The 7,485-nt window shown below is 71.1% G+C and carries 5 protein-coding genes; 3 read left to right on the plus strand and 2 right to left on the minus strand.

Annotated features, from left to right (window positions below):
* Nucleotides 1-118: 118 nt before the first annotated feature.
* Nucleotides 119-1,228 (plus strand): phosphoribosylformylglycinamidine cyclo-ligase, encoded by a 1,110-nt coding sequence (gene purM / locus ACFPZL_RS06475; RefSeq protein WP_218116034.1) that lies wholly within the window; start codon nt 119-121, stop codon nt 1,226-1,228.
* A 120-nt stretch (nt 1,229-1,348) separates the two neighbouring features.
* On the opposite strand, the gene ACFPZL_RS06480 is transcribed toward purM, so the two are convergent.
* Complete coding sequence (locus ACFPZL_RS06480; RefSeq protein WP_218116035.1) at nt 1,349-1,531, minus strand: DUF3073 domain-containing protein; 183 nt, start codon at nt 1,529-1,531, stop codon at nt 1,349-1,351.
* A gap of 143 nt (nt 1,532-1,674) precedes the next feature.
* On the opposite strand from ACFPZL_RS06480, the gene ACFPZL_RS06485 reads away from it, so the two are divergent.
* Nucleotides 1,675-2,346, plus strand: coding sequence for a hypothetical protein (locus tag ACFPZL_RS06485; protein ID WP_218116036.1), 672 nt, complete (start codon nt 1,675-1,677; stop codon nt 2,344-2,346).
* Between the two features lie 21 nt (nt 2,347-2,367).
* On the opposite strand, the gene ACFPZL_RS06490 is transcribed toward ACFPZL_RS06485, so the two are convergent.
* Entirely contained in the window at nt 2,368-3,657 is a 1,290-nt protein-coding gene (locus ACFPZL_RS06490) for a DUF445 domain-containing protein (RefSeq protein WP_218116037.1), read from the minus strand.
* Between the two features lie 200 nt (nt 3,658-3,857).
* Between ACFPZL_RS06490 and ACFPZL_RS06495 the strand changes: the two genes are divergently transcribed.
* On the plus strand, nt 3,858-7,319 hold the full coding sequence (locus ACFPZL_RS06495; RefSeq protein ID WP_218116038.1) for an efflux RND transporter permease subunit: 3,462 nt from the start codon (nt 3,858-3,860) through the stop codon (nt 7,317-7,319).
* Nucleotides 7,320-7,485 lie beyond the last annotated feature (166 nt).

A 7,485-nucleotide genomic window follows, 5' to 3' on the forward strand; every position in this document is an offset into this window, starting at 1 on the left:
GCCCCCCCCCCCCCCCCCCCCCCCCCCCCCCCCCCCCCCCCCCCCGCCCGGTGCCGGTGCGCCGGCGCCGGGATGCCGCACCGCCGTGCCGCCCGCCGCATCCGAGTAGGCTGGGGGCGTGAGCGAACAGAGCAGCGCCTATGCCCGGGCCGGTGTCGATACGGCGGCCGGCGACCTCGCCGTCGAACTGATGAAGTCGGCGGTCTCCCGCACGCACGGACCCGAGGTGCTCGGCGGCGTCGGCGGATTCGCCGGCATGTTCGACGCGAGCGCCCTGCTCGGCTACCGGCGACCGCTGCTCGCCTCCTCGACCGATGGCGTGGGCACCAAGGTGGCCATCGCGCAGGCGATCGACAAGCACGACACGATCGGGCAGGATCTCGTCGCGATGGTCGTCGACGACATCGTCGTGGTCGGCGCGAAGCCGCTCTTCATGACCGACTACATCGCCTGCGGTCGCGTGGTGCCGCAGCGCATCGCCGACATCGTGCGCGGCATCGCCGAGGCCTGCGAGGCCACCGGCACGGCCCTCGTGGGCGGCGAGACCGCGGAGCACCCGGGCCTGCTGGGGCCCGACGACTACGACGTGGCCGGCGCGGCGACCGGCGTGGTCGAAGCGGATCGTATGCTGCAGCCCGCGCTCGTGGAGGACGGCGACGTCGTCCTCGCGATGGCGGCGTCGGGCCTGCACTCGAACGGCTTCTCGCTCGTGCGGCACATCCTCGCCGAACGCGGCATCGGGTACGGCGATCACGCGGCCGATCTCGGCGCCACCTACGGAGAGGCGCTGCTCGAGCCGACCGCGCTCTACACCGGGCCGCTGCTGCGCGTGCTCGAGAGCCCGGCGCTGGACGGTGCGATCCACTCGCTCAGCCATGTCACCGGCGGGGGGATCGCGGCGAACCTCGCCCGCGTGCTGCCGCTCGGCGCGTGGGTCGAGCTGGATCGCGCGACCTGGTCCCCGCTCCCCGTGTTCCGACATCTCGCCGAGCTGGGCGGGCACACGCTCGAAAGCCTCGAGGGCGCCTGGAACCTCGGCATCGGCATGTTCGCCGTCGTCGAGGCCGGCCGAGCCGACGCCGTCGCCGAAGCGCTGCGGGTTGAGGGGCTCGAGACCTGGCGGGCGGGTGTCATCTCGACCGGCGCGCGGGATCTCGCCGGCTTCGAGCAGGGCGCCAAGGGCGTCGACGGGGGCGCCGTGCGCCTGGTCGGCGACTACCGCGCCTGAGCTGCGCCGTACCGGGTCGAGCCGGCACATCCCGAGCCGGTGCACGCCGAGCCGGTGCACGCCGAGCGGATCCGACCTGCACCGGTTCGACCCGAACCGATCCGTGCCGATCGACCGAGGCTATTCCTCGTCGTCGAATTCCTCGTCGTCGTTGTACTTGTCGGCGTACTCCGCCCAGGGGTCGTTGCTCGCCTGCTTCGCCGCGAGCTCGCGCTCGAGGTCCGAGAGATTCGTGTCCGGGCTGAAATACTTCAGCTCCCGTGCGACCTTGGTGTGCTTTGCTTTCTGACGGCCGCGCCCCATGCGTGACCCCCTTACACATTCGGGCCCCGCGAATGCGCATGCGTGTGAAGCATGGCCCGCGAGGCATATTCAACCCAATAGACGTATGGGCGCAAGTTTAGCACGCGCAGCCGTGGCGAGCGCCTGAGCGTTAGCATGGACGAATGGCCGGACACGCCGCTCGGAGCAGCCGGGCACGCCGCGCCCTCATCGCCGTGGGGGTCGTCGCCGCGCTTGTGCTGATCGGCTCGGTCACGGCGATCGTCGCGCCGATCCTCTCGCACCGCAGCGCGGGCGGATCCGGTCAGTCCGTGCCCGACGGCTTCGTCCCTGCGACGAGCGCGACCGGGGCGGACGGGCGCACGCGCTCCCTCGAGATCGAGAGCCCGGACGGCGCCCCTGCGAACCTCGCCGAGCTGAGCCCGGGCGACGTGCTCGTGGTCCGCGGCAGCGGCTTCGACCCCGGCATCGGCATCTACGTGGGCATCTGCGCGGTGCCCGAGCCCGGGGAGAAGCCGATGCCCTGCCTGGGCGGCCTGCCGGAGGACGCGATGGAGGAGCAGGATCCCGACGCCGTCGGCGGCGCCGGATCGGCGGCCGCGGATCCGCAGGCGAGCGTCTGGATCACCGACGACTGGGCGTGGCGATCCTTCGCGACGCAGGGCTACGACGACCCCGCCACCGGCGGGTTCACCGCGCGACTGCTCGTCCCCGGGCCGTCGCAGAGCGACCTGGACTGCACGGCGGTCCGCTGCGCCGTGACCACCCGCGCCGACCACACGGCCGGGAGCGATCGCGTGCAGGACATGCAGCTGCCGGTCGCCTTCGCCGACTGATCGACCGATCGACGCGACCGGTCAGGCGGTGAGCGGGGCGATGACGAGGACGGCGACGGTGTAGATGGCGAGGCCGGCGAGCGATCCGACCACCGTGCCGTTGATGCGGATGAACTGCAGATCCTTGCCGATCTGCAGTTCGATCTTCTCGGCCGCCTCCTGCGCGTCCCAGCGCTGCACCGTCTCCGTGACGACGTTCGCCAGGTCGCGCCGGTAGCGTCCCACCAGGTGCTCCACCGCCCGCATCACCCAGACGTCGATCTTGTACTGGAGGGTGCTGTCGGCGAGCAGCCGCCGGCCGAAATCCTGCAGCGCCGCGACCATGCGGATGCGCAGCTCGCTGCGCGGATCCTCGAGCATCGACACGAACGCCGCCCGCGCGGTGGCCCAGGTGCTGGCCGCGAGCGCGCGGATCCTCGGGCTGTCGAAGACCTCGTGTTTGAAAGCCTCGAGCTGACCCTGCAGCTCGGGCTTCTCCGAGAGGTCGCGGGAGAGCTCGGCGAGGAACCCGCGCGCGGCGACCCGGAAGGGGTGATCCCGATCCTTCGCCACGGATCGTGCGAAGCGCACGGCCTCGCTGTGCAGTCGGTCGTCGACGAAGCGGTGGGCTATGCCCGGGAGCCAGGAGGGAAGCCTGGAGGAGGCCATCCGTTCGAACGCTTCGGGGTGCGCGACGAGCCAGTCCTCGAGCCGCGACGCGGCGATGTCGAGCAGCGGCTCCTGGTGACCTCCTTCCACGAACGAATCGAGCGCGCGGGCGAGCAGGGGCCCCCAGGCCGGGTCGACGACGTGCCGGCGGACCAGGGCCTCGACGAGCTCCTGCACGTCCTGGTCGTCGAGCACGGTGAGCGCCCCGAGGCCGATGCTCGAGGCGATCTCGGTCAGGTGCTCGGCGTTGCCCGGCTGCTGCAGCCATTTCCCTGCGGCGCGGGCGCCGCTGATCCCGGCCAGCTTCTCGTGCACCACGTCGTCGGCGAGGAAGTTCTGCTCGATGAAGGATCCGAGACCGGCGCCGATCTCGTCCTTCTTGCTCGAGATCAGATCGGTGTGCGGGATCGGCAGCCCCATCGGCCGGCGGAAGAGCGCGGTGACGGCGAACCAGTCGGCGAGCGCGCCGACCATGCCGCCCTCGCTCGCCGCGCGCACGAAACCGAGCCAGGGGTAGTGCGTCTGCAGGGCGAACGAGACGATGAACACGATCGCCATGATCCCGAGCAGCGCGAGTGCGAGGCCCTGCATGCGGCGGAGCCCTGCCAGCCGTTCGAAGTCGTCGGGGGAGACCGCGCCCAGGGTGCGGCGATTGCGAGGCATCCTTCAATTATGGCGCTGCCGGGACCCAGGATCGCGCAGTGCGGGCGGAGCGCCCGGCGTGGTCCGCAGGATCGCACCGATCTGCGAAGCAGCACCTGCGAAACCCGTGCTGCGGGTGCGATACTGCAGATCGGTGCGATCCTGCAGGTGCGGCGCTCCGCCGCGGGTTTCGTGTCAGAGGGGTGTGGGAGACTTCACCCATGCATCTTCTCGCCAGGCTCAGCCTGAAGAACCGCGCGCTCATCGCCCTCGTCACCATCGTCGCTTCGGTCTTCGGCTTCCTCAGCGTCGGCGCACTGAAGCAGGAGCTCATGCCCTCGGTGCAGTTCCCCGCGGTCGTGGTCGTCGCGAGCTATCCGGGTGCTTCGCCCGAGGTCGTGAACAACGACGTCTCCGGCCCGATCGAGACCGCGCTGCGCGGTGTGCCCGGCCTCGAGCAGACCACGGCGACCTCGTCGACCGGCGCGTCGATGGTGCTCGCCGAGTTCGCCTACGGAGTCGATCTGGCGGTCACCGAGCAGAAGGTCGAGCGCGCGATCTCGCGCATCTCGGGGATCCTGCCGGAGAGCGTCGACCCGTCGGTGATGTCGGGATCGATCGACGACTTCCCGATCGTGCAGGTCGCGGTCACGCCGCCCGCCGGCACCGATCTCGAGGAGACCGCCCGGCTCGTCGAGCGGCTCACGCTGCCGGAGCTCGAGGACCTCGACGGCGTGCGCGAGGCGCAGCTGAACGGCGCCCGGGGCGACCGGGTGACGATCGTCCCGGACGCCGACGAGCTGGCCGAGGAATCGCTCACCACGAAGTCGATCACCGATGCGCTGCAGCAGAGCGGCGTGCTGATCGCGGCCGGCAGCATCACCGATGGGGACCGCACGCTCGCGGTGCAGGCCGGGTCGAGGCTCGACTCGGTCGAGCAGATCGAGGATCTGCCGCTCGTGCGCGATCCGGCGCTGCTGCAGGCGAAGGCCCAGGCCGAGGCTGCGGCCGAGGCGGCGGCTGCAGCGGAGGCCGCGCAGCAGGGCGGCGCAGGCATCGGGATGACGCCGTCGCCGACGAACACCGAGGGCGCTGAGGACGCCGACGTCGAGGAGAGCGAGCCGCTGCCGACGATTCGGATCGGCGACGTGGCGGAGGTGACGCTCGAAGCGAACCCCGAGCAGAGCATCTCGCGGGTCGACGGCGCACCGGCGCTCACCATCGCCGTCACCAAGCTCTCGGCGGCGAACACCGTCGACGTGTCGCATGCCGTCCAGGATGCGCTGCCCGAACTCGCGGACGCCCTCGAGGGCGCTCGGCTCACCGTCATCTTCGACCAGGCGCCCTACGTGGAGCGGTCGATCGAGACGCTCACGACGGAGGGGCTGCTCGGACTGGTCTTCGCCGTCATCGTGATCCTCATCTTCCTCATGTCGGTGCGCGCGACCCTCGTCACGGCGATCTCGATCCCGGTCTCGGTCCTGCTGACCTTCGTCGGTCTGAACTTCGCCGACTACACCTTGAACATGCTCACGCTCGGTGCGCTCACGATCTCGATCGGCCGTGTGGTCGACGACTCGATCGTAGTGATCGAGAACATCAAGCGTCACCTCGGCGACCGGCCGGAGGAGGATCGATCCGCGGTGATCGTCGAGGCGGTGCGCGAGGTCGCCGGAGCCATCACCGCGTCCACGGTCACGACGGTCGCCGTGTTCCTGCCGATGGCGTTCGTCTCGGGCATGGTCGGCGAGCTGTTCCGGCCCTTCGCCTTCACCGTCGCCATCGCGCTCGGCGCCTCGCTGCTCGTCGCGCTGACCATCGTGCCGGTGCTCGCCTACTGGTTCCTGCGCGTCCACGCCGCTGCGTCCGGTCGTCGGCCGGCGTCGCGCAGGGCCGAGGCGACCGCGCCGGCGGTGGTGGATCAGGCTCCCGCGATGGTGGATCAGGCCCCGGCAGCCGAGGCGCCCATGGACACGGCGACCGCGGAGCCGGCAGCGGGATCGGCCGCGTCGGACGGCTACGACCACGAGACCCGGCTGCAGCGCGCCTACCGGCCCATCGTCACCTGGACGCTGACGCATCCGGCGATCACGCTGATCGCGGCGCTGCTCGTCTTCGGCGGCACACTGGCGGCGACGCCGCTGATGAAGACGAACTACCTGGGCTCGGACGAGCAGAACTCGGTGGGTCTCACGCAGACGCTCGAGCCCGGGACCAGTCTCGACGCGCAGCTGGCGCAGGCCGAGAAGGTCGAGACCGCGCTGGACGGCGTCGCGGCCGTCCAGTCGGTGCAGGTGACGATCGGCAACGGCGGCAGCGGGATGACCGCGATCTTCGGGGGCGGCGGAGACGGCGTCCTCAGCTACTCGATCACGACCGATGAGACGGCGGATCAGGCCGAGGTGCAGACCGAGATCCGCGAGGCGGTCGACGCGCTCCCGGACGCAGGAACCTTCTCCCTCGGCCAGTCGGGTGGCGGCGTGACGACCTCGAGCGCGATCGAGGTGGCGGTCTCCGCGCCGGATCAGGACGCCCTCGCTGAGGCCAGCGACGCCGTGGTCGCGGCGCTCGAGGCCCAGCCCGGCCTGATGCAGGTCGAGAGCGACCTCGCGGCGTCGCGCCCCTACCTGGACATCGAGGTGGACCGCGCCAAGGCGTCGAAGGCGGGCCTGACCGAGACGGCCGTCGCCGGCATCGTCGCGCAGCGGATGCAGCCCTCTCAGGTCGGCCAGATCGTGCTCGACGACACGAGCATCGGCATCTACCTCTCCCAGGGGGAGGCACCCGACGACCTCGAGGGCGTCGAGCGGCTCAAGATCCAGACCGCCGACGGCGAGAAGCGTCTTTCGTCGCTGGCGACGATCGAGGTCGCCGACGGCCCGGTGACGGTGAAGACCCAGGGCGGCGCCCGCATCGCCACGGTCTCCGCGCTGCCGGAGGGCGACGACCTGGGCACGGCCGGCATCTCCGTGAACGCGGCGCTCGAGTCCGTCGAACTGCCCGCGGGGTCCACCGCGAACATCGGCGGCGTCATGTCGCAGCAGGCCGACGCCTTCGAACAGCTCGGCCTCGCACTGCTCGTGGCGATCCTGATCGTCTACGTGGTCATGGTCGCGACGTTCAAGAGCCTGCTGCAGCCGCTGCTGCTGCTCATCTCGGTGCCGTTCGCGGCGACCGGCGCACTGCTGCTGCTCATCGCGACGGGGATCCCCCTCGGCGTGGCCTCCCTGATCGGCGTGCTCATGCTCATCGGCATCGTCGTCACCAATGCGATCGTGCTCATCGACCTGGTGAACCAGCTGCGTGAACGCGGAGAGACGCTGCGCCACGCCGTGGTGCACGGCGCTTCGCTGCGTTTCCGCCCCATCGTGATGACAGCGCTCGCGACCATCCTCGCCCTCGTGCCGATGGGGCTCGGGATCACCGGGCACGGCGGATTCATCTCGCAGCCGCTCGCCGTCGTGGTGATCGGCGGTCTGCTCTCCTCCACGGTGCTCACCCTGATCGTGCTGCCCACGCTCTACTACGCGGTCGAGCGCCGCCGGGAGACGGCGCGGACGAACCGCGAGACGAGGCGGGGCATCCGGGCGGAGCGGGCGCGCCTGCGTGCTGCGAGGAAGTCCGGATCGGCGGGTTCGGACGATGCCGCCGCCGGGAGCACCGGGGCAGTCGCAGATGGCTAAGCGCGGCGGCGGGTACCGCGCGCCGGGCGACTACGACCCGAGACGCGTTAAGAAGGGGAAGGGCGGTACGCCCGGGCGGCCGCGGCGCTCGGAACCCGGGTACGCCGGGAACGGAGACGCGTCGGGCTCCCGACGCAGGCGCTCCGAGTCCGACGCAGCCGCGCGG

It is taken from the genome of Leucobacter soli, from assembly GCF_042659205.1.
Taxonomy (GTDB): domain Bacteria; phylum Actinomycetota; class Actinomycetes; order Actinomycetales; family Microbacteriaceae; genus Leucobacter; species Leucobacter soli.